The 20,067-nt window shown below is 55.8% G+C and carries 18 protein-coding genes; 11 read left to right on the plus strand and 7 right to left on the minus strand.

What is annotated here, in order from left to right; genetic code table 11:
- Positions 1-147 precede the first annotated feature (147 nt).
- The 5 genes from AC6I8X_RS16985 to AC6I8X_RS17005 are packed head-to-tail and all read left to right on the plus strand — an operon-like array spanning position 148 to position 5,379.
- Positions 148-717, plus strand: a complete 570-nt coding sequence (locus tag AC6I8X_RS16985; RefSeq protein WP_084876825.1) for a spore coat protein U domain-containing protein — start codon at positions 148-150, stop codon at positions 715-717.
- 23 nt (positions 718-740) lie between these two features.
- Positions 741-1,256, plus strand: coding sequence for a Csu type fimbrial protein (locus AC6I8X_RS16990; protein WP_299459593.1), 516 nt, complete (start codon positions 741-743; stop codon positions 1,254-1,256).
- Positions 1,257-1,280: 24 nt separating this feature from the next.
- A complete protein-coding gene (locus AC6I8X_RS16995) occupies positions 1,281-1,970 on the plus strand; it encodes a fimbrial biogenesis chaperone (RefSeq protein ID WP_313683109.1) in 690 nt (229 codons plus the stop codon).
- Positions 1,970-4,402, plus strand: coding sequence for a fimbria/pilus outer membrane usher protein (locus tag AC6I8X_RS17000; protein ID WP_497840166.1), 2,433 nt, complete (start codon positions 1,970-1,972; stop codon positions 4,400-4,402). Before AC6I8X_RS16995 ends, AC6I8X_RS17000 begins: the two co-directional genes overlap by 1 nt.
- Complete coding sequence (locus AC6I8X_RS17005; protein ID WP_497840167.1) at positions 4,399-5,379, plus strand: Csu type fimbrial protein; 981 nt, start codon at positions 4,399-4,401, stop codon at positions 5,377-5,379. Before AC6I8X_RS17000 ends, AC6I8X_RS17005 begins: the two co-directional genes overlap by 4 nt.
- 41 nt (positions 5,380-5,420) lie before the next feature.
- Here AC6I8X_RS17005 and AC6I8X_RS17010 read toward each other — a convergent pair whose 3' ends face one another.
- The 3 genes from AC6I8X_RS17010 to exbB form a co-directional block, all read right to left on the minus strand.
- Complete coding sequence (locus AC6I8X_RS17010; RefSeq protein ID WP_313683103.1) at positions 5,421-6,737, minus strand: MFS transporter; 1,317 nt, start codon at positions 6,735-6,737, stop codon at positions 5,421-5,423.
- A 242-nt stretch (positions 6,738-6,979) separates the two neighbouring features.
- Complete coding sequence (exbD, locus tag AC6I8X_RS17015) at positions 6,980-7,402, minus strand: TonB system transport protein ExbD (RefSeq protein ID WP_084876831.1); 423 nt, start codon at positions 7,400-7,402, stop codon at positions 6,980-6,982.
- 5 nt (positions 7,403-7,407) lie between these two features.
- A complete protein-coding gene (gene exbB, locus AC6I8X_RS17020; RefSeq protein ID WP_299460467.1) occupies positions 7,408-8,130 on the minus strand; it encodes a tol-pal system-associated acyl-CoA thioesterase in 723 nt (240 codons plus the stop codon).
- A 353-nt stretch (positions 8,131-8,483) separates the two neighbouring features.
- Between exbB and AC6I8X_RS17025 the strand changes: the two genes are divergently transcribed.
- The 5 genes from AC6I8X_RS17025 (at position 8,484) to AC6I8X_RS17045 (ending at position 13,417) form a co-directional block, all read left to right on the plus strand.
- On the plus strand, positions 8,484-9,461 hold the full coding sequence (locus AC6I8X_RS17025) for a TRAP transporter substrate-binding protein (RefSeq protein WP_313683100.1): 978 nt from the start codon (positions 8,484-8,486) through the stop codon (positions 9,459-9,461).
- A 48-nt stretch (positions 9,462-9,509) separates the two neighbouring features.
- A complete protein-coding gene (locus tag AC6I8X_RS17030; RefSeq protein ID WP_299459577.1) occupies positions 9,510-10,016 on the plus strand; it encodes a TRAP transporter small permease in 507 nt (168 codons plus the stop codon).
- 15 nt (positions 10,017-10,031) lie between these two features.
- Positions 10,032-11,318, plus strand: a complete 1,287-nt coding sequence (locus AC6I8X_RS17035) for a TRAP transporter large permease (protein WP_313683096.1) — start codon at positions 10,032-10,034, stop codon at positions 11,316-11,318.
- A 140-nt stretch (positions 11,319-11,458) separates the two neighbouring features.
- The gene (metC, locus tag AC6I8X_RS17040) at positions 11,459-12,649 is read left to right on the plus strand and encodes a cystathionine beta-lyase (RefSeq protein ID WP_313683094.1); all 1,191 of its coding nucleotides are present in this window, start codon (positions 11,459-11,461) and stop codon (positions 12,647-12,649) included.
- Between the two features lie 105 nt (positions 12,650-12,754).
- On the plus strand, positions 12,755-13,417 hold the full coding sequence (locus AC6I8X_RS17045) for a DedA family protein (protein WP_299459569.1): 663 nt from the start codon (positions 12,755-12,757) through the stop codon (positions 13,415-13,417).
- On the opposite strand, the gene AC6I8X_RS17050 is transcribed toward AC6I8X_RS17045, so the two are convergent.
- Complete coding sequence (locus tag AC6I8X_RS17050; protein WP_299459566.1) at positions 13,412-14,338, minus strand: AraC family transcriptional regulator; 927 nt, start codon at positions 14,336-14,338, stop codon at positions 13,412-13,414. The genes AC6I8X_RS17045 and AC6I8X_RS17050 overlap by 6 nt on opposite strands.
- Positions 14,339-14,542: 204 nt before the next feature.
- On the opposite strand from AC6I8X_RS17050, the gene dkgA reads away from it, so the two are divergent.
- Entirely contained in the window at positions 14,543-15,367 is an 825-nt protein-coding gene (dkgA, locus tag AC6I8X_RS17055; protein ID WP_313685891.1) for a 2,5-didehydrogluconate reductase DkgA, read from the plus strand.
- A 53-nt stretch (positions 15,368-15,420) separates the two neighbouring features.
- On the opposite strand, the gene ftsP is transcribed toward dkgA, so the two are convergent.
- From ftsP to parC, 3 genes are all read right to left on the minus strand, one after another.
- A complete protein-coding gene (gene ftsP, locus AC6I8X_RS17060) occupies positions 15,421-16,848 on the minus strand; it encodes a cell division protein FtsP (RefSeq protein ID WP_299459560.1) in 1,428 nt (475 codons plus the stop codon).
- 124 nt (positions 16,849-16,972) lie between these two features.
- Positions 16,973-17,710, minus strand: coding sequence for a 1-acylglycerol-3-phosphate O-acyltransferase (locus AC6I8X_RS17065; protein WP_299459558.1), 738 nt, complete (start codon positions 17,708-17,710; stop codon positions 16,973-16,975).
- Positions 17,711-17,758: 48 nt separating this feature from the next.
- Positions 17,759-20,029, minus strand: a complete 2,271-nt coding sequence (gene parC, locus AC6I8X_RS17070) for a DNA topoisomerase IV subunit A (RefSeq protein WP_299459555.1) — start codon at positions 20,027-20,029, stop codon at positions 17,759-17,761.
- Positions 20,030-20,067 lie beyond the last annotated feature (38 nt).

A 20,067-nucleotide genomic window follows, 5' to 3' on the forward strand; every position in this document is an offset into this window, starting at 1 on the left:
CATTTCCCTGTCTTATAGGAAGTTTCTTAGTCGTCAGGGATTTTTACTGTGCAGCCAAATCTGGCTCCTTGTTATTTTTCGGTTGATTTCATAAATGCATCATCAGGTGAAAAAGCACTGACCCTGGATAATCAGTAAGGAATGATTATGAAACTCAAGCTTTTTCTTTTGGCTGCCAGCCTGAGCGTCTCACTTCCGTACTCTGTTGTTTTCGCTGCGACCACAACGGGAACCATTAACGCTACATTAACCCTGACCACCGGCTGTCTGGTGAATGGTCAGTCGGCCACAACCGGGGTGAATTTCGGTACTTTAAACTTCGGCAGTAGCGCAGCGACCTTTGATACGTTGAATGCCACCCTGGTAGGGGCTTCCGGCAACGGTATCTACGTGCGCTGTACCACCGGCCAGACATTTAACGTGCAGGTCACCAGCAGTAATGCTGCGCCAGCCACCATTTATGGCACCGTCAGCGGGCAACCGCGTTATCTGATCCTCGGATCCAACAATACCCAGGGCATCGCTTACACCCTGTACAGCGATGCGGCCTTCACCACCGCCATTGCCAATAACACCAATATCGCCCCCAGCGGTACCACTGACCCGACTCTGGGTACCAACTACGCCATTTATGGTCGTGTGGTCGGCGGCGGCTTTAACCCATTGATCCCGGCAGGTACCTACACCGATACCATTAACGTTGCAGTGAATTACTAGGGCGCAGGTTTCGGTTAAACCGGGTGAGAGGGGTAAATGGGTGGGCGCGCATTTCTGGCGGTCTGACCCTGCTGATAGGGAGTGTCAATGTCTGGGGGTTGCCTACCGCAACCTTTCAGGTCTCTGCCTCAGTAGTGGCTGGCTGCGTAGTTTCCGGTTCCAATCCCGGAGTTTTTGGCACGCTTGATTTTGGCACCCAGTCTGGCGTCGCCAGCAGCAGCGTCAGCGCCAGTTTTGTCCAAAGCTCCACTATCAGCCTGGCCTGCACCCCAGGCACCACCGTGAGCATGTCGATCAACGGTGGCAGCAACTACACCACCACCCGCAACCTGAAACTGGCCAGTTTCACCAACACTGTGGCTTACAGCCTGTACAGCAACGCCAGCCACACCACCGCGATTGGGGTGAATTCACCTATCACGCTCAGCTACAGCAACGCGAACAACATCACGCTGCCAATTTATGGCTTGTTGCAGCTACCCGGCCCGACGCGCGCCGGGGTTTATACCGATACCTTAACCGTCACCCTGAGCTGGTGAGGGCACAACAAGAAGGAATGACCGATGAAAAACCTGCTGCTGCTCTGGCTGCTCACATTCAGCGCTCTCAGCCATGCTGCCAACTCGCTGATGATCTGGCCGATTGATCCCGCCATCAATCCCGACGATAAAGCCAGTGAGCTGTGGCTGGAGAATCGCGGCAACGCCACCACACTGATGCAGGTGCGAATCTTCACCTGGCAGCAGGTCAACCAGCACGAGCAGTATCAGACCCAGCAGCAGGTGCTCGCCAGCCCGCCGCTGGTGCGCATTGAACCGGGGCAGAAGCAACTGGTGCGCTTAATTAAGCAAGTGCCACCTGACGCCGGTAAGGAGATGGCCTACCGCGTGGTACTGGATGAGATCCCCACCCCGCGTACCCCAGGTACCAATCAGGCCGGATTGACCTTTCAAATGCGCTACTCCGTACCGCTGTTTGTTTATGGCAGTGGCTTAACGGCCGACAGCGCCAAACCCAATCTCAGCTGGCGAGTGGAAAACAGCGAGGGCAAGCGCTGGTTGCTGCTGACCAATAACGGCAACGGCCATGCGCGTCTGAGCAATGTCACCATCGGCGGACGCCCCATCGGCAACGGCCTGTTTGGCTACGTGCTGGCAAACAGCAGCAACCGCTGGCTGCTGAATAGCAATGTCGGTGGAGAGCTGGAGGCTGAGATGAATAAAGGCCACTGGCAAAGCGCAGCCGTGCGTTGATGCGCATTTCGCCCCACCCCTGTGCGCTGGCCGTGACCAGCGTGGTTTGCTGTTTACCCATGATCAGTAGCGCCGAGACCTTCTCCGAGCTGCCGCCTCCCCCTGCGCTGCAAAACAATGCCGCAGGACAGCAATACATGCTGGAGCTGATCATCAATCAGGGGGAGCAGGGCAATATTGTGCCGGTCAAACAGAAGAACGGCGATTTCTGGCTGCGACGTGGCGATCTGGAGCGCGCCGGGATCCCGGCGGACAAATTGCAGGGACAGCAGATTAACGTCAACCAGTTAAGCGACGTCAAAGTGGACTATGACAATCAACGCCAGCGCCTGCTGCTGACTGTCCCTCCTGCCTGGCTGCCGGGCCAGGTGATCGGCCAGGCGCACAATGGGCCACGCTACCCAGGCCGAGCCAGCACCGGCGCACTGCTCAACTATGACTTCTACGCCACCCGCACCGATCATACCGGCTCTCGCCTCGCCACCTGGAATGAGCTGCGCGTGTTTGGTGCCGCCGGACAATTCTCCAGCAACGGCGTATGGCAGCAGCAACTGGAAGGCGATGCCCCCCAGCAACCGAATGGCTATATCCGCTACGATACCTGGTGGAGCAACGAGGACGAGAACGCGGTACGAAGCATCCGTGCCGGGGATCTGGTCACTGATGCGCTCTCCTGGACCAACAGCGTGCGTCTTGGCGGGTTGCAGATTGGCCGTGATTTCAGCATTCGCCCGGATCTGATCACCTATCCGCTGCCGCAGTTTTCCGGCCAGGCGGCGGTGCCTTCCACGGTGGATTTGTTTATTAACGGCTATCGCTCCAGCCAGGCCAACGTACAGCCGGGTCCGTGGTCGCTGACTAACGTCCCTTTCGTCAATGGCGCGGGTGATGCAGTCATCACCACCACCGATGCGGTCGGTCGCCAGATCACCACCACCCTGCCCTTTTATGTTTCCAGCAGCCTGCTGAAGCAAGGTTTGTCTGACTACTCCTTCTCAGCGGGAGCCATGCGTGAAAACTACGGCATCAGAAACTTCGACTATGGCGCAGCCGCAGCCAGCGGCTCCTATCGCTATGGTGTGACCAACTGGCTAACGCTGGAAACCCACGCCGAAGGCAGCGATGAAGTGGCGATGGGCGGTGCGGGCGGCATGCTGAAACTCGGCAGCTGGGGCGTCCTCAACGGCGCGCTGGCGCAAAGCCAGATGAGCGGAAAGCCCGGCACGCAATACAGCTGGGGATATCAGTACAACAACAGCTGGCTGAGCCTCGGCACGCAGCATACCTTGCGCACGGCGGATTTTGGCAATCTGGCGCTGGTCGGCAATCGCAGCGACTCGGACGATACCTCATATTCGCTGGCACGCCGCAGTGCGCAGTACACCGCCAGCGTGTCGATGAATCAATACGGCAGCCTCGGGCTGGCCTATCTCGATATCAACAGCGGCGAGGGCGAACGCACCCGGCTGTTGAACCTGTCGTGGAGTAAAAACATTTGGGGCAACAGCAGCCTGTATATCTCCGCCAGCCGCGACCAGCAACAGGGGGAATGGAGCGGCGCGATTTCGCTGGTGATCCCGTTCGGCGAACAGGGCAGCGCCTCGGTCAGCATGGAACGCGATCAGCAGGGAGAAAACAACCAGCGGGTGTATCTGTCGCGCGCCATGCCGAGTGACGGCGGCTACTCGTGGGATGCCTCCTGGGCCAACCAGGGCGGCAACAGCGGCGATTATCGTCAGGGCAGCCTGCGCTATCGCAACAATAAAGTGGATACCTCGGCAGGTTTTTATGGCGACGACGATAACACCACCCAGTGGGCCGATTTCAGTGGTGCGCTGGTACTGATGGATAACCGTCTGTTCGTTGCTAACCAGATCAACGACGCCTTTGTACTGGTGAAAACCAATTATCCCGACGTGAACATCCGCTACGAAAACCAGTCGATGGGACGTACCGATAACGAGGGTTATCTGCTGGTACCGTCAATCAGCAGCTATTACGCCGCGAAATACGATATCGACACGCTAGACCTGCCAGCCGATATGACTTCCCCCCGGGTAGAACAACGCTTTGCGGTGAAACGCCAGAGCGGTTATCTGCTGAACTTCCCGGTGGAGAAACTGCGTTCGGCCAGCGTGATTCTGCATGACAGCAACGGTCAGCCGCTGCCGGTCTCCAGCCAGGTACTGCGCGCCGGACAGGCAACCGAGTATGTCGGCTGGGACGGTATCACCTGGATGGAAAACCTCGACGCCAGCAATCCAATTCAGGTCACCACGCCAGATGGCCGCACCTGCCGCACCGAACTCAATATCGCTAACGGGCCACAGGCACTGAAGACCTATGGCCCGCTCACCTGCGCGTTACCCCCACTACCACCCGGTACCGCGCAGCCGAATACCGAAAACTCAACTTCAGGCATCGCTCCATGAAAAGAATTTTGCTAGTGCTGACGCTGTTACTGCTGCCAGGTCTGGCCCGTGCTGCCTGCAGTCTGCCCGCGTCAACCGCCAGCTTTGGCTCGGTCACCACCTTTGTCGCCAATTCAACCGTCAGCTCCACTTCAACCACTGCAAACGTGAACTGTGGCGCGGGTTCTGCCCTGACGTTGTTAGGCACCAACCAAATCACCTTGCAACTGGCCAGCGCCTCCAGCGTCAATGGTACGCGCGGCGCTATGATAATTAGCGGCAGCAGCGGCACCGATAATATTCCGGTACGCCTGTGTATGGACAGCGCCTGCGCAACAGAACTTACCGTGGGGGGATCGACCTATACATTTTCACAATCGGTTCTGGCGAATCTTGCTGGTCTGTTTGGTAGCCTGAACTTTGCGTTGCCGGTATATCTGAAAACCGTCACCGGACAAACGGTCGCCGCAGGAACCTATACGGTGACGCTCAATTTATATGTTACCTACAATATCTGCACCAGCCTTGGCGTCGGAGGTCTTTGCCTGACGCCGCAAACCGGTACCGGCACCATTCCTATTACCTTAACGATGGTGCTCTCGAATGATTGCACCACCATCACCGCGCCAAACGTCAGCTTTGGCAGTGCTCCGCTGGTCAGCAGTTTTTCCACCGTGCAGCAGTCCATCAGCGTGGTGTGCAGTAAGGGCAGCACCTATACAGTGGGAATGAGTAACGGCAGCTATGCGGCGAATGGTGTGCGTAATATGGCGAGTGGCAGCAACCTGTTGAGTTATGACATCTACCAGGGCACCACCACCACCACCACGCGCTGGGGACCCACCGGCACGGCCCGCTGGAGCAGCAGCGCCTCCACCACCGTCAGCACCGATGGTCTGACGCGCGGATACACCTACACTGCGCAGATTCTGACAACGCAAAATACCCCGCCAGCGGGGAATTATACGGATAGCGTGGTGGTAGATTTGTCGTTTTAGACACAAGGCCGCCATACTGGCGGCCTTGTTCATCTGACTGATCAGGCATTCACAGTAGTCGCGCTGTGCCGTGTTCGATACTGCTTCACCATGCGGCCAATCAGCAGGGTACCAATCAACCCGCATACCGCCGCGAACGACAGCCATACACCCGGCATCGCTTTATCGCCCGTTGCATGGATCAGATAGCTGGAGACCGCCGGGGTAAAGCCGCCAAACAGCGCCGTTGCAAGACTGTAGGCCAGCGAGAAGCCTGAAGCACGCACTTCGGCAGGCATGATTTCCGCCAGATAAACCACCATCGCGCCGTTATAGCTGGCATAAAGGAACGACAGCCACAGCTCGGCGATCACCAGATGAGAGAAGGTTGGCGCAGCCACCAGCCATTTCAGCACCGGCCAGGCGGTGAGAATCATCAGGATGGTGAAGAAAATCAGCAATGGCCGACGACCCACACGGTCTGACAACGATCCCATCACTGGCAACCAGAACAGGTTGGAAAGCCCCACAAACAACGTCACCAGGAAGCTTTCTTTGTCGCTCATCATCAGCACCGTTTTGCCGAAGGTCGGGGTAAAGGCGGTGATCATATAGAACATCACCGTGGTGGTGACCACCATCAGCATACCGGCTAATACCAGCGCCCAGTTCTGCCCCACCGAACGCATAATCTGGCGCATGGTCGGATGATGTTTGCGTTGGCTAAAGGCTTCAGTTTCCTCCAGCATGCGACGAATCCAGAACAGGAACGGCACAATCATACAGCCGATAACAAACGGAATACGCCAGCCCCACTCAGTGACCGCATCTTTTTCCAGCAGATGATTCAGCCCCAGGCCCAGCAGCGCAGCAAAGATCACCGCCACCTGCTGACTCCCGGATTGCCAGCTGACGTAAAAACCTTTACGTCCCTTCGGCGCAACTTCGGCCAGATAAACCGACACGCCACCCAGTTCGACACCGGCAGAAAAGCCCTGCAGCAGGCGACCCAGCAGAATCAAGATTGGCGCAGCCGCGCCCAGCGTGGCGTAACCCGGCACCACAGCGATGGTCAGGGTACCGAGCGCCATAATGCCGAGCGTCACCAGCAACCCTTTACGGCGGCCATGATGGTCAATATAGGCACCGAGGATGATCGCGCCCAGCGGACGCATCAGAAAACCCGCGCCAAAGGTCATCAGCGTCAGCATCAGCGACGCAAACGGGTTGTCACCGGGGAAAAAGGTTTTAGCAATGGCGGTCGCGTAGTAACCAAAGACCATGAAATCATACATTTCAAGGAAATTGCCGCTGGTTACGCTAAAGATGGTTTTGGCACCGCTCTGCGATGATTTTTGTAAAGACGAAGGTGAGCTCATAGGTTTTCCAGGTTTCTTCCATGCGTAAGACTTCCTTGTAGCGTGGTAGTCAGCGGATGAATGTGATCACCTTCACCATTGCACTTTACAAAAGCAGGGGTATAAGTAACAAAGTATTAACAAAACCGTTCCACAGAATAATTGCCCATTTATGGCATCGATTCGTGATTTCCTGTTTTCCTCAGCAAAGACACATAACAAAAAGGGCGTCCATCTGGACGCCCTCATAACCCTGGGTGAAATTACTTTTTCACCGTTTCCATACCCATCAGGCCGATTTTCAGATATCCGGCCTCGCGCAGCTGATCCATTACTGACATCAGGGTTTCATAACTCACCGACTTATCTGCCTGGAAGAAGATAGTGGTGTCTTTGTTACCTTCGGTCTGCGCGGTTAACGCATTGACCAGCGTCTCTTTTGTTACCTGATCATTGCCGATATAGACCTGATTATCTTCTTTAATCGACAGATAGACCGGTTTTTCCGGACGCGGCTGCGGCGCACTGGTGGAAGCAGGCAGGTTAACGCGCACATCCACCGTTGCCAGCGGTGCGGCCACCATGAAGATGATCAGCAGAACCAACATCACGTCGATAAACGGCGTCACGTTGATTTCATGCATTTCGCCATCGCTTTCCAGGTCGTCGTTTAAACGCATCGCCATAGCAATTACCCTACGCGCAGTTTCTGTGCGGCAGAAGGACGAGCCACTTCGTTAGTCACTTTTCCCAGGTCTAAATCACGGCTCTGCAACAGCAGCACCTGTGCCGCGACGTCGCCCAGCGAGGCTTTGTAACCCGCAATCATACGGGCAAACACGTTGTAGATGACCACAGCCGGGATAGCCGCCACCAGACCAATCGCGGTAGCCAGCAACGCTTCGGCGATACCTGGTGCAACAACGGCGAGGTTAGTGGTTTGAGTTTGGGCGATACCGATGAAGCTGTTCATGATACCCCAGACGGTGCCGAACAGGCCGATAAACGGCGCAACCGAACCGATGGTGGCGAGGAAACCATTGCCACGGCCCGCGTGACGACTAAAGGCCCCGACGCGGCGCTCAAGACGGAAACTGGTACGTTCTTTAATGCCGTCGGTGTCTTCAGTACCGGCTGAGAGTTCCAGCTCGTTCTGCGCATCATTCAGCAGCACGGCGCTGTGACTATGGCCTTTAAAGCTGGCAGCAGTACGTGAAGCCTCATCCAGTGAACGCGCTTCGCTCAATGCGATGTGTTCACGCTTCAGACGACGTTTCGCTGAACTCAGCTCGGCAAACTTGCCGAAGAAAAGTGCCCAGGTCACCACGGAGGCCAGTAACAGGCCAATCATTACCACCTTTACCACGATATCGGCATGATGATACATGCCCCAAACGGAGAGATCCGTCTGCATCAAATCACTGGCTACCACGCTGCGTCTCCAACTTCAATTGCACAGTTCACGATCGAGCGCGGATCATAACAAATTACCGGGTCGAATTGATAGTAGTTCTCATTACTATTTACAAACGAAAGGTGCGCTTTTTCTCCACAGTTTGTGATGAATGTGTGTCCGGTTATGTGCTGGTTTTATAAATGTGATGCAACATGTAAAATTATTAAAACATCGTTTCAAAATGTGATGCAATTCATTCAATCAACATCTGACCGGTTTTTCGCCAGCTGTTTTTCACTATTCTGAGCCAGCCCTGCCCATTTGCGGTGTCTTCACCGCACGATTTCAATACCTCAATGCTGGAGTAAAAAATGACGCTGAAAAAACGACTACTCGCCGTTTCATTGTCCTCCATGTTCGCCCTGCTGGCCTGTAACGCCCATGCCAAAGTGCTCAAAGTGGCGGAAGTGCAACCCGCAGGTTATCCCACCGTGGTCGCGCTGGAGCATATGGGGGAGAAACTGAAACAGGCCACCGATGGGCGTCTGGAGATCAAAGTCTATGCCGGTGGTGTGCTGGGTGATGAAGATCAAACCTTGCAACAGGTGCAATTGGGGGCGATCGATATGATCCGCGTCTCGCTGGCACCAGTCACCACCATCGCCCCCGAAACCAGCGTGCTCACCCTGCCGTTTATCTTCCGTGATGAAGATCATATGCACAAAGTGCTGGATGGCAGCGTGGGCGAGCAGATCGTCAATAAATTCGATCAGGATCCTAACACCCGCATGGTGTTCCTCGGCTGGACCGACGCCGGTACGCGCAACATGATCACCAAAAAACCTCTCGCCAAACCTGAAGATTTGCAGGGCATGAAGATTCGCGTGCAAAACAGCGCCATTTCTCTCGCCACACTGAAAGCGATGGGGGCCAACCCAGTGGCAATGGGGGTGAGCGAGGTGTTCAGTGCGATGCAAACCGGCGTGGTTGATGGCACGGAGAACAATCCACCGACCTTTGTCGCCCACAACTATTTGCCAGTGGCGAAGTACTACACCCTGACCGGCCACTTTATTCAGCCGGAAATGATCCTGTTTTCCAAAACAGCCTGGGATCGTCTCTCCGCCGACGATCAGGCGCTGCTGAAGAAGCTGGGTAAAGAAGCCCAGGATGAAGAACGTCAGCTGTGGGCAACCTATACCCAGCAATCGCTCGAGAAGATGAAAGCCGGCGGCGTGACCTTCCAGCAGATCGATCGTGACTACTTCGTCAAAGCTACCCAGCCGGTGCGCGATCAGTTTGGCGGCAAATATCAGGATCTGATGACCCAGATCGCCGAAGTGAAATAACCCTTTTGCGCCATGCAGCCGCGTGGCGTTTCACTCAGGATGCGAACAATGAACGCATATTCCCGTTGGATGGATGGGTTGTACCTGCTGTGCATGTGGGTTGCCGCGGCGGCGCTGATGATTATGGTCACGGTGATTCCGATTGGCATCTTTGCGCGCTATGTGCTGAACAGCGCGCTTTCGTGGCCGGAGCCGGTGGCGATTATCTGCATGATCATATTCACCTTTATTGGCGCACCGGTGGGGCTGCGTGCAGGTACCCATATTTGCGTGTCGATGGTGACCGATCGTCTGTCGCCAGCCGGGCAAAAGCGGGCGCTGCTGCTGTGCAATCTGCTGCTGATTGCCCTGTGTCTGATTCTGTTGCGCGCCAGCTACAACCTGTGCGAAGCGATGTGGATTCAGCCGCTGGCCTCGCTGCCCAATGTCACCTACGGCGAGATGTATTTACCGATCCCCATCGGCACCGCTTTTACCCTGCTGTTTGCCCTGGAACGCCTGCTGAACGGTGACCAGAGCCAGCGCCCAATCGTCACCCTTGGCGGCACACACTAACTTCGGAGCATCGCGATGGACGCATTCATTCTGATTGGCAGTCTGATCCTGTTGCTGTTGGTCGGCTTTCCCGTGGCCTTCGCCGTCGGGTTTAGCGCCTTTATCGGTGCCTGGTGGATCGACCTGCCGCTGGAAGCAGTGGTGATTCAGATCACCAACGGCATCAACAAATTTTCGTTACTCACTATCCCGTTTTTTATTCTGGCCGGGGCGATTATGGCTGAGGGCGGCATTGCGCGACGGCTGGTGAACTTTGCCTACATCTTTGTCGGCTTTATCCGTGGCGGGTTATCACTGGTAAATATTGTCGCCTCCACCTTTTTCGGTGCGATTTCCGGTTCATCGGTGGCCGATACCGCCTCGATAGGTTCGGTAATGATCCCGCAGATGGAAGAGAAGGGTTATCCACGTGATTTCGCCGCCGCTGTGACCGCCAGTGGTTCGGTACAGGCAGTGCTCACGCCTCCCAGTCATAACTCGGTGATCTACTCGCTGGCCACTGGCGGTGTGGTGACCATTTCATCGCTGTTTGTCGCCGGTATTTTCCCTGGCCTGCTGCTCGGTGCATGTCTGATGGTGATGTGCCTCGGTTTTGCACGCAAACGTGGGTATCCCAAAGGGGAAGCGATCCCATTTCGCCAGGCACTGAAAATCTTCTTTGATGCCTTCTGGGGGCTGTTTACCATCGTCATCATTCTGGGTGGTATCCTTTCCGGAATTTTTACCGCGTCAGAATCCGCCGCCATCGCCTGCTTGTGGGCGTTCTTTGTCACCATGTTTATCTACCGTGACTTTAAGTGGAACCAGCTGCACATTCTGCTGTTCCGTACCATCAAAACCGTCACCATTGTGATGGTGCTGATCGCCTTCGCCGCCGGTTTTGGTGCGGTGATGACTTTTATGCAGTTACCCACCGCCATTACTGCGGCTTTTACCAGCCTGTCGGATAATAAGTATGTGATTCTGATGTGTATCAACGTGCTGCTGCTGGTGATCGGTACGCTGATGGATATGGCCCCGATCATCCTGATCCTGACGCCGGTGCTGTTACCGGTGGCAACCTCTCTGGGTGTCGATCCGGTCCATTTCGGCATGATCATGATGACCAACCTCGGTATTGGGCTGATCACCCCGCCGGTAGGCACGGTGTTGTTTGTCGCCAGTGCGGTGAGTAAGCAGAAAATTGAACAGGTGGTGGGTGCGATGCTGCCGTTCTACTGCATATTGTTTCTGGTGCTAATGCTCATCACCTATATTCCGGCGCTGTCACTGTGGCTGCCGCATGTGATGGGGGTGATGTAACACTGTCGTAGCGGCGCGATAAATCGCGCCGCTACGGAATCAACTAAGGTGACTGTCTGATATTCCGCAATCAGGGTCAACGCGCAGGCGCGATTCGTGGTAACGTGGTTCCTTTGTGGAATGCGGCAGAAAAGGCAGTGATGGCAACGAAAAAAATAGACACCACGCTGGTAAGCGCGGGACGCAGCAAACGTTACACTCAGGGCTCAGTGAACAGCGTTATTCAGCGCGCCTCATCGCTGGTTTTCGACACCGTGGCTGATAAAAAACGCGCCACCGCCGGACGGGCGAAAGGCGAGCTGTTTTATGGCCGTCGCGGCACGCTGACACATTTCTCCCTGCAGGACGCGATGACGGAACTGGAAGGCGGTGCCGGTTGCGTGCTTTATCCCTGTGGAGCCGCTGCGGTTGCCAACGCCATTCTGTCTTTCGTCGAGGCGGGCGATCATGTGCTGATGAGCGGTGCCGTGTACGAACCCACCCAGGATTTTTGTACCAAAATCCTCAGCAAACTCCAGGTCACCACCACCTTCTTCGATCACTGCATCGGCAGCGAAATCAGCGCGCTGGTGCAGCCGAATACCCGCGTGGTGTTTCTGGAGTCACCGGCCTCCATCACTATGGAAGTGCAGGACATTCCGGCCATCGTCGCTGCGGTCCGCACGAAAGCGCCTGACGCCATCATTATGCTCGATAATACCTGGGCGGCGGGGGTGTTGTTTAACGCTCTGGAGCATGGCGTCGATATTTCTATTCAGGCAGGCACCAAATATCTGATTGGCCACAGCGATGCCATGATCGGTACCGCCGTGGCCAACGCGCGCTGCTGGGATCAGCTGCGTGAAAATTCCTACCTGATGGGACAGATGGTTGATGCCGATACCGCTTATATGGCGAGCCGTGGTCTGCGTACGCTGGGCACCCGCCTGCGTCAGCATGAAGAAAGCGGATTGCAGGTGGCGGAATGGCTGGCTGCACGACCGGAAGTGGCGCGGGTCAATCATCCAGCGCTGGCGCAGTGCAAAGGCCATCAATTCTGGCAACGCGATTTTACCGGCAGCAGCGGTCTGTTCTCGTTCATTCTGCATGAGAAATTGAGCAGCGAGCAGCTGGCGGGATATCTCGACGGTTTCCACCACTTCAGCATGGCATATTCCTGGGGTGGCTATGAGTCGCTGATTCTGGCGAATCAGCCGGAAGAACTGGCGGCGATTCGCCCGGCAGGCGGCGTCGATTTTACCGGGACACTGGTGCGGGTGCACATTGGTCTGGAACACGTTGCTGACCTGATTGAAGACCTGCAAGCCGGGTTTGACCGCCTGAAGCGCTAAAATCTTCAACAGAAGCTCAACAGGCCGGATTCGCGTGGCAAAGATCAACGTTTGCTGCTACGCGGGCCGTTAAAATACTATCCTTGTGACTTGATGGAATAGCAGATGGGTGTTTTACATGAGATTGTCCACGCACTCTGGCATCAGGATTTTGCCGCGCTGGCCAATCCGGATGTCGTGTGGATTGTCTACGGCGTGATGTTTGTGACGCTGTTTCTGGAAAACGGTTTGTTACCGGCCTCTTTTCTGCCGGGCGATAGCCTGTTGCTGCTGGCCGGTGCCATGGTCGCCAAAGGTGTGATGGACTTTGTCCCTACCATGGTGATTCTGACTACCGCCGCCAGTCTCGGCTGCTGGCTGAGTTATTTGCAGGGGCGCTGGCTGGGCAATACCAAAATGGTGAAAAGCTGGCTGATGCACTTACCGGCACAATATCATCAGCGAGCCTGGCAGCTGTTTAATCGCCACGGGCTGATGGCGCTGCTGGTCGGTCGTTTCCTGGCATTTGTCCGTACTCTGCTGCCCACCATGGCGGGCATTTCTGGTTTGCAGAATGGTCGTTTTCAGCTGTTTAACTGGCTGAGCGGGCTGCTGTGGGTATGCATCGTGGTGGCATTCGGCTACGGCATCAGCCAGGTCCCCTTCATCAAACGCCATGAAGACCAGGTGATGGCGGTGCTGATGCTGCTGCCCGTGGTGCTGCTGTTTGTTGGCCTGGCTGGCAGCATTCTGGTGATCTGGAAAAAAAGACGCCCGAAGGCGTCATAACAGCTGCGCGGCGTCAGCGGGTGATTCAAATATCGTCTGACGCACGCGGCTTACTTCCTCTCCCGGCGTCACGCCAAAATAACGTTTAAACTCACGGGAAAACTGTGAGGGGCTTTCATAACCGACGCGCACCGCTGCGACGCTGGCCCGCATGCCATCCTGAAGCATCATCAGACGCGCCTGATGCAGGCGAAAACGTTTCAGATACTGTAACGGCGAGGTTTGCGTCACCGCTTTAAAGTTGTGATGAAAGGCCGATACGCTCATGTTCACCTCCGCCGCCAGCGTTTCCACGCTGAGGTTTTCACTGAAATGACCTTCGATACGGCGTAGCGCGCGGGCAATCTGACTGAACTGCGTCTGGCGGCTGATCATCGACAGCAGCGCGCCCCCGCACGGCCCGACCAGCACGTAGTAGATGATTTCCCGCACGATTTGCGGCCCCAGCACGCGCGCGTCACGCGGCTTACGCAGCACATCCAGCAGTCGTTCGGCAGCACATAACATCTCTTCACTGAGAAAGGCGGAATGGATGCCCGAGGTTTGCGGCTGCGGCTGGAAATCTTCATCGTCGCCAATCTCCATCAGCAGATCCTGCAGGCTGGCATTGTCCACGGTGAGACAGATCCCTGCCAGCGGCTCCTCCGGCGTGGCCTCGGTTTCACACTCCACCGGCAACGGCACGGTGAGCATCAGATACTTGGTGGCATCGTAATGAAATACCGTACTGCCGAGATAACCGGTTTTGCGCCCCTGGAACAGGATGACGATGCCGGGCTGATACATCATGGGCGTACGCGGCAGCGGTTCATCGGCATAGATTAAGCGTACGTTTTCCAGCTGGCACAAGGGTTGGCTGCCAGGCTTCATCAACGCAATGACCTGCTGGGCCAGCTGGCGGCAAAGGGTGTCATGGGGCATGGCAGATTCTCTCGCAGCAAAAAGGTCAGTTTGCCGCAGCGCAGGCGAAAGCTCCAGCCAGCTGGAGAATCAGGCAAGAATCCAGCAGAAACAGACAGCACAAAAGCGCCGCAGAATTGCCACAATGATCCCGGCGCTAAGGTTTGTTGACTAGAATTAACCTCAGTGTTTCCGGTGAGTCACTGCGACAAATAAGGAGCAACTATGGCAGACCAACCACTGATTAAACTGCACGACGGCAATATGATGCCGCAGCTCGGACTGGGTGTCTGGCAGGCGAGTATTGAAGATGCACGCAAAGCGGTATTAAAAGCGCTGGAGGTCGGCTATCGCTCCATTGATACCGCTGCCGCCTATAAGAATGAGGAAGCGATTGGCCAGGCGCTACAGGAAACCGACGTAGCGCGCGACAGCATTTTTGTCACCACCAAGCTGTGGAATGACGATCAGAAAAACGCCCAGCAGGCACTGGAAACCAGCCTGGAAAAACTCAAACTGGATCAGGTCGATCTCTACCTGATGCACTGGCCTTGCCCGGCAAAAGATCTGTATGTCGGCGCTTGGCAGCAGATGATTGAATTGCAGAAACAGGGTCTGACCAAAAGCATCGGCGTGTGTAATTTTAATGAGGCGCATCTGAAACGTCTGATGGATGAAACCGGGGTGTCACCGGTGGTGAACCAGATTGAGCTGCATCCGATGTTACAGCAGCGCACTCTGCACGCCTGGAACGCGCTGCATCAGATCCAGACTGAATCCTGGAGCCCGCTGGCGCAGGGTGGTAAAGGGGTGTTTGATCAGGAAGTGATCAAACAGCTGGCGAAGAAATATGGCAAAACCCCGGCGCAGATCGTGATTCGCTGGCACCTGGACAGTGGCCTGGTGGTGATTCCGAAGTCAGTGACCCCGGCGCGCATTGAGGAAAACATTAAGGTGTTTGATTTCCGGCTGGAAAAAACCGAGATCAGCGATATTACCGCGCTGGATATCGGCAACCGACTGGGACCGGACCCGGAGAGTTTTAATTAACAACCGTATACGTAACGGCGCGATAAATCGCGCCGTTACAGATTTTAGGAATATCAGTTAGTTGGGTTAACCAGCAGCTGCCCTGCGGTACCGCGATCGGCCAGTTCCAGCGTCTGGCTGTAATAAACAAACGGGAAATGCTCCGACGAACTCTGCGGGAAACTCACCAGTAACTCGACATCCCCATCCACCCATACTGTATCTTTCCAGCCGCGATCTTCACCCATCGGCTGTGCACCGTTGACACTTTTAATCAGGAACATCACGCCCTGAATATGCAGCGCCTGCGGGCGGTCGGCATGCAGGATCCAGCGTTCAAAAGTGCCCTGCTGTACCGTGGTATCGATACGTCCCATATTCCACATCGCACCATTGATGCCCGGCATACCGTCGCCAATGCGGAATTCGCGGGTGCGTACCGCCACACCATCGAGGATCTGATCCGCCAGCAAGCGCATCGGCAGATTGTCCGTGACCAGCGGCAGCAAACCGGTTGGGCGCAGCGACAGCACCAGCGTATTGGCAAGGATCGATGACGGCTCAAACAGGCCGCGCAGTCGATCCATCAATCCCGCAGCAGTACCCGCGGTGATCGACACTTCATCCCCCTGCGACATATCCACCAGCACTTCGCGCCGCTCGCCCGGTGCCAGCGACAAACGCTGTACCGCAACCGGGGCCGGTAAAAAGCCCTGATCGCTGGCGATCACCGTAAAGGGGCGATTATCAGAGAAAGCCAGATCGTAGCGACGTGAGTTAGAGGCATTCAGCAGACGCAGGCGGACCCAGCCACGCGAAACATCCACATACGGGTTCTGCACGCCATTAACCAGCAACGTATCACCAAGGAAGCCGCCATCCTGCGGCGGGTCATAGACCGGTGTAGCAAAGTTATCGAGACGCTTGTCCTGAATCACCAGCGGGAAATCATCCACGCCATAGTGTTTCGGTAGCGGCAGTGCCTTACTGACGTCATCTTCAATCAACCACATCCCCGCCAGGCCATTATAGACATGGGGTGCCATACGATTGGGCGTATTGGCGTGATACCACAAGGTCGCCGCACCCTGACGAATCGGCAATACCGGTGCCCAGTCTACACCGGCTGACATCAATCGCGGTGCGCCCCCCATCAGCGCGCCCGGCACCTGCAAACCGCTGACGGTCATGGCGACGGGTTCATTCAGCCGATTGCTGTAAATCAGCTTCACATCGTCGCCGCTGTAGACACGCACGGTCGGGCCAAGGTACAAGCCGTTAATGCCCCACACCGGCACTTTGTTGCTGTTGCCGCTGAATGACCAGTGGCTGCGCTGGAGCGTAAGAAATAGCGGTTGGCCGCGGCGTGATTCAATCAACGGCGGTACGGGAAGCGGCGTATCGCCGACAGGCGCGGAGGCGGCACGCGCAGTGCTGGTTACGCTGGTGGCAAGTGCGACACCGGCAGAAAGCTGAATAAACTGACGTCTGCTGCAAGACATAAAACTTCAGACCTTTTGAGCGTGGCGTGAGGACGCCGTCCATTTTTTTCTAATTGCTATTGCTGTGCTGCACCCGGAGAGGGTCTGTTGCGTACGGGGCAGATTGCCTGCCCCGTGGGGCCGGTCAGATTTTACCGTTTTTTTCGCGCTCGGCGACTTCAGCGTTTAATTCTTCCAGCTTAGCCGACATTAATTCACGGCAATGGGTCGCCAGCTTACGCACCGAACTGTTAGCAAACTCGCTGGTATCCACTGGCGGCAACATCTCGACAATCACCAGACCGTTTTTGAGGCGGTTGAGTTTGATTTTGTCATGGGTGTTGGACACCACCACCGGGATAATCGGCACACCCGCTGCCATCGCAGCATGGAATGCGCCGGTTTTAAACGGCAGCAGGCCACGTCCACGACTGCGCGTTCCTTCCGGGAACATCCAGAACGAGATGCGCTTCTTTTTAAACTGATCGATTAACTCACCAATGGTGCCATGTGCTTTAGCGCGATTGTCACGATCAATCAGCAAATTACCCGCCAGCCAGTACAGCAGACCAAAAAACGGTACCCACAGCAGGCTTTTTTTGCCCACGGTTACCGTGGTGGGCTGCACAATATTGGCGGCGGTGATCATATCGTAGTTATTCTGGTGGTTTGCGATGTAGATAGCATTACCATAACTCTCCGCATCTGCCGGTTTACGCAGTTCCACCTTGACGCCAAACACCGTCGATAAGCGGCCAAACATGTGGCCGAACGTGGCGACATGGCGTGGATTGCGTGGTGAAAACAGGCACCAGATACAGCCAAACACACAGACCAGAATCGAGTAAATAACGACAAAAATAGTCCGTAAAATTAGTAACATAGTTTCCTCAGTAGTGGCATACCCTTGCCTGCTTTATTCTTTGCAGGGTTACTCTTCACTCTCACCGCCCTGGCGCGTAGGGGCATCCAGCTCGACGCGGTCAATACGTTGCAGACCACGCGGCAGCAACGTACCACGACGACCACGGTCAGCGCGGAACTTCTGCAATTCTTCACTACGCAGCAACATCTTACGTTTGCCGACATGCAGGGTGATGGCACTGCCTGACGGCAGGATCAGCAGCCATACCAGTTTATCCGTCCCTGCCGCAGCCTCCGCGGAAGGAATCGAGATGATCTTGTTCCCCTTGCCTTTCGACATTTGCGGCAGTTCGCCGACCGGGAACATCAGCATACGCCCGGCCTGGGTAATCGCCAGCAGCATGTCATCTTCATGATTGACTGCCATCGGCGTCATCACTTTGGCATTTTCCGGCAGCGTCAGCAGCGCTTTACCGGAACGGTTACGCGATACCAGGTCAGCAAAGGTACAGATAAAGCCATAGCCGGCGTCAGAAGCCATCAGCAGTTTCTGCTCATCCGGCTCCATCAGCACCTGTTCCATCACCGCACCTGGCGGTGGCGTCAGCTTACCGGTCAGCGGTTCACCCTGACCACGCGCCGACGGCAGCGAGGTTGGGTCGAGGGTATAGCTGCGTCCGGTGGAGTCGATAAAGGCCACCGGCTGGTTACTCTTACCGCGTGCGGCAGCCAGATAGCTGTCCCCTGCCTTGTAGCTTAGGCCGGAAGGATCAATATCGTGTCCTTTGGCGCTACGTACCCAGCCCATCTGTGACAACACGATGGTGACCGGCTCGGCGCTCACCAAATCATTCTCGCTCAGCGCTTTGGCTTCTTCGCGCTCACGCAACGGTGAACGACGATCGTCACCGTAGGTCTGGCTATCTGCCTGCAATTCTTTCTTCAGCAGGTTGCTCATCTTGCGCTCGGAGGCAAGAATCGCCTGCAACTGGTCACGCTCTTTTTCCAGCTCTGCCTGCTCACCGCGAATCTTCATCTCTTCGAGTTTAGCGAGGTGACGCAGTTTTAATTCCAGAATCGCTTCAGCCTGGGTTTCGCTGATGTCAAAACGTGACATCAGCACCGCTTTCGGCTCATCCTCAGTACGGATGATGTGAATCACTTCATCAATATTGAGGAACGCTACCAGCAAACCTTCCAGGATATGCAGGCGACGCAGTACGCGATCCAGACGGTAATTCAGGCGACGCGTCACGGTATCGCGGCGATAGATCAGCCATTCCGAGATAATTTCCAGCAGGTTTTTCACCGCCGGACGGTTATCCAGGCCGATCATGTTGAGGTTAACGCGGTAACTTTTTTCCAGGTCGGTGGTGGCAAACAGATGATTCATCACCTGATCCAGATCGACCCGGTTCGAACGCGGCACAATCACCAGACGGGTGGGGTTTTCGTGATCGGATTCATCACGTAAGTCTTCCACCATCGGCAGCTTTTTATTGCGCATCTGCGCGGCGATCTGTTCCAGCACCCGCGCACCGGATACCTGATGCGGCAGCGCGGTGATCACCACTTCACCGTCTTCTTTTTTCCATACCGCGCGCTGGCGGATGGAACCACGACCGTTCTGATAAATCTTACGGATTTCATCACGCGGGGTGATGATCTCTGCTTCGGTCGGGAAATCCGGGCCGTGCACGATATCCAGCAACTCATCCAGCGTGGTGTTCGGCTTTTCGATCAAGGTGATCGCCGCCTGCGCCACTTCACGCACGTTGTGCGGAGGAATATCGGTCGCCATACCCACGGCGATGCCGGTGGTGCCGTTCAGCAGGATATTCGGCAAACGCGCCGGTAACATTTTCGGTTCCTGCAAGGTGCCGTCAAAGTTGGGAATAAAATCCGACGTGCCCTGGCCCAGCTCGCTTAGCAGAATTTCAGCATACTTCGACAGGCGCGACTCGGTATAACGCATCGCTGCAAAGGATTTCGGATCATCCGGCGCACCCCAGTTGCCCTGACCATCCACCAGCGGGTAGCGGTAAGAGAACGGCTGCGCCATCAGCACCATCGCTTCATAACAGGCGCTGTCGCCATGCGGATGGTATTTACCCAGCACGTCACCCACGGTACGCGCTGATTTCTTAAATTTAGCGCTGGCATTCAGGCCCAGCTCGGACATCGCATAGACGATGCGGCGCTGTACTGGCTTGAGGCCGTCACCGATATACGGCAGCGCGCGGTCCATAATCACGTACATCGAGTAATTCAGGTACGCGTTTTCTGTAAATTTGTGCAGGGCAAGACGCTCTGCACCATCCTGCGTCAATTCGCTCATTAAGCTCGCATCCTCACTTCGTGGCCCACAGCGGCGGG

This window comes from Pantoea sp. X-Soil-TKNS-1280, from assembly GCF_059730475.1.